The sequence below is a fragment of the Brasilonema angustatum genome (genome assembly GCF_059505445.1).
The window spans coordinates 1-3,096 of sequence record NZ_JCACKO010000110.1; the positions used below are offsets into that span (position 1 = coordinate 1).

General features: G+C 40.5%; 3 protein-coding genes. 2 read left to right on the forward strand and 1 reads right to left on the reverse strand.

Annotation, left to right across the window (positions count from 1 at the left end; translation table 11 throughout):
* Nucleotides 1–388: 388 nt before the first annotated feature.
* A complete protein-coding gene (locus AC5JM2_RS18385; RefSeq protein WP_495836298.1) occupies nucleotides 389–1,150 on the forward strand; it encodes a metallophosphoesterase family protein in 762 nt (253 codons plus the stop codon).
* 36 nt (nucleotides 1,151–1,186) lie between these two features.
* Here the strand turns inward: AC5JM2_RS18385 and AC5JM2_RS18390 are convergent, their stop codons facing one another.
* Nucleotides 1,187–2,053, reverse strand: coding sequence for a M48 family metallopeptidase (locus AC5JM2_RS18390; protein ID WP_495836299.1), 867 nt, complete (start codon nucleotides 2,051–2,053; stop codon nucleotides 1,187–1,189).
* A 270-nt stretch (nucleotides 2,054–2,323) separates the two neighbouring features.
* Here AC5JM2_RS18390 and AC5JM2_RS18395 point away from each other — a divergent pair, with 270 nt between their 5' ends.
* Nucleotides 2,324–2,863, forward strand: a complete 540-nt coding sequence (locus AC5JM2_RS18395) for a DUF4330 domain-containing protein (protein ID WP_495836300.1) — start codon at nucleotides 2,324–2,326, stop codon at nucleotides 2,861–2,863.
* Nucleotides 2,864–3,096: the final 233 nt, after the last annotated feature.

Genomic DNA, 3,096 nt, shown 5'->3' on the forward strand with positions numbered 1-3,096 from the left:
TCTTTATTTGTCTTTTACGGGTTTGTTCGGTCAGGTGCAAGATGTGAGCGCCCAACGGGCGCGATTAACGCTCCCGCAAAATATGAAACAAGCACATTTTTCTGAGATTTCTCAAAGCCTTACTGTATAACGGTTCTAAAATGTGCAAGTTAGGAGTATTGTAAATCTCAAGAAGTAACCACAAATTCAGACTTTGATTATTTCTCACTTTTTTGTATTATATGTAGTACTTGTACTTCGAGTTAAAGTTGTTATTTACGCTTACTTGAATGAGTCACAATTATATTAGATTTATGTTCTTGCTCTTTTTTTTCACCCACATTTACGAAATGAACCGGGCTGACACTGTAGCACCAGTATTAGGTAAAGTTATCCAACCAAAAAGCTCATGAGCGCAACTAGCTACCGCCGGATTATTATTGGGGATATACATGGTCATTATGAAGGTTTAATGACATTATTGGAAGCGATCGCTCCCACATCAGATGATCAAGTCTACTTTCTTGGAGACTTAATTGATCGTGGTCCTAAAAGTGCACAGGTCGTGAGTTTTGTCAAGGATAGTTGCTACCAGTGTTTGTTGGGTAATCATGAGCAAATGTTATTAAATATTTTTACCAACGGACACGCTTCCACCTCGATCTTACAAGGATGGCTATGCAGTGGAGGGCAAGCAACGGTAGCCAGTTATCAAGAAGCCACAATACCTCATGAGCATCTGGAATGGTTGAAAACTTTACCTACACATCTCGATTTAGGAGATATTTTCTTGGCTCATGCGGGTGTTGATCCCTCAATTCCTATGGCAGAACAAACTGTAGAACAGCTTTGCTGGGTGCGCGAGAAATTTCACAGTATGGAAAAACCCTATCTTCCTGATAAGCTAATTATTGTTGGTCATACTATGACATTTACGCTACCTGGGGTGAATCCTGGTAAACTAGCACAAGGACAAGGATGGTTAGATATTGATACTGGCGCTTATCATCCCCGAAGTGGGTGGCTGACAGGACTAGACATTACAAATCAACTCGTTTATCAGGCAAATGTTTATAATCATCGTTTCCGTACCTTGCCTTTAAAAGAAGCAGTGACTGTTGTTAATCCAGCTAAAGTCGAGGTGAGACGCTGCAATAAGCAACGAGTTTAGTAGGAAACAAAGGACATCAAGAGCAGTCAAAATAACTTATCTCAGCAAGGCTTTGATGTTTGCCTGATAATTAGAACTATCCAAACCGGCACTCCCACTTCTAGGTTGGTCGTTAATAGCACTCTGCAAAGCTTTGATGCGATCGCCTGTTCCAGGGTGAGTACTTAAAAATGAGGGAACACTAGAACTCTTTTTGAGTAGCTTTTGCATGAAATCAACCATCGCTGACTGAGGATAACCTGTGCGTGTCAAAGTTTTTAATCCTCTTTGATCAGCTTCAAATTCATTTTGACGACTGCGCGGAAGATTTCGTGCTACTTCTACTCCAATTTGTACGACTTGGTTACGATCTAAGCCAGCTGCTGTCAATAGACCACTTTCGAGCGCTTTTTGCTGCATCTGTTTGATCACATGCCGCCCACCAATGTGACCAATTTCATGAGCGAGCACACTTGCCAATTGCGCTTCATTGTCTGCGGTTTTCAGCAAACCAGTGTGGACATATACAAACCCCCCTAAGGTAGCAAAAGCATTAATACTCTCATCCTCAACTATCTGGAAAGTATAGGGGAGATTGGGGCGATCGCTATTAGGTATAAGACGCCGACCAACTTGCGTTACATAATCATTCACTGCAGAATTGCGGTAAAGCCGGACTTGACCACTCATCAACTGTTTATTGATCTGTTTGCCAAGATCAACTTCCTGGCTAGGAGAGATATTAGACAGCTCAATAGCTTGGACTCCTTGAATAAGAAAAGGCAACAACTGTCCTGCATCGATAGCTTTTGTTGCCACTGGTGTCAATAAGCATATTGTTATAGCGATAACTACGGAGACGAACGGGTAAAACCAGGTTTTTTGAAAAAAACGGGAATTGATAGAAAAGCGTTTCCTATTCATCACAAATCCGGATTGAAAAGAGGCTTGAAAGAAGATAAAACAATGAGACGGATTTCTAAGCGTGTAAGTTGCATAGAGATATATCTTCTGGACGGACAACAACTTAAAATAGCAAAAAGTCCATCTAAAACTAGGAAGTTATGATACACTGTCGCATGATCGTAACGCCTAAGCACATTCACTGCTAACGCGATCAGTCAGAATCGTCTGTGCTTTAACAAAGCATACTGTTACAATCACGAACTTTACTCTTATTTGGAAAGATTTGTTATGGCTATTATAGATTCCAAAGGTCGTTTATTCGGTAAAATTAACATCCTAGATTTAGGTGCTGCACTTGTTATTCTGCTAGTGATACTTGGTATCTTTATCTTCCCTGGCGGTTCCGGTTCTGTTGCTCAAGTTGGTGGTAAAACAGTACCTATCGAGGTGGACTTAATCGTTCGTGGATTAAACGTAGCCGATACGAAACAGTTATATACACAAGGGGGGTTTGAAAAAGGTGGCAAAACTAAAGTTATTATCCGTAATCAACCTCACGGTCAAATAGATATTAAATCTGTGGAAGAGTTACCCAGAACTGTATTAGTTCCTCAACCTGATGGTTCGATTAAACAACTGCCAGAACCAGACAGATCAAACAACTTTAGTAAAGATTTACGTTTAACCCTCGCAGGCAAGGCACAAATCACTGACGAAGGACCGGTTCTAGGTAATAGTAAAGTAAAAATTGGAATGCCAATTGAGTTAGATGGCTTCAACTACAACTTTAATGCCACTGTTATTGATGTCAGATTAAAAGAAAATTAACTTACATTTGTTAGTCAGGAGAAGACAGTCCAGTTATAAAAAGAACACGGCGATGAAAATCGCTCGTGTCGCTTCCCTCTCAGGTCTGAAGACACTAAGTTTCCCGCATACCGCAAGGTCTTATGATAAGGGCGACTGACCACCGCGTCAAAGAGAAATCTTTCTTAGGTATGAATAGGTAATACCATTTCACGAAATCCTTGATACAAATGATTAGTCTCTAATTCTTTCTC

Bases quoted from the DNA above. Each gene is read 5' to 3' on its own strand.
- AC5JM2_RS18395 (WP_495836300.1), top strand. From the start codon at position 2,324: ATGGCTATTATAGATTCCAAAGGTCGTTTATTCGGTAAAATTAACATC.
- AC5JM2_RS18390 (WP_495836299.1), bottom strand. From the start codon at position 2,053: ATGAATAGGAAACGCTTTTCTATCAATTCCCGTTTTTTTCAAAAAACC.
- AC5JM2_RS18385 (WP_495836298.1), top strand. From the start codon at position 389: ATGAGCGCAACTAGCTACCGCCGGATTATTATTGGGGATATACATGGT.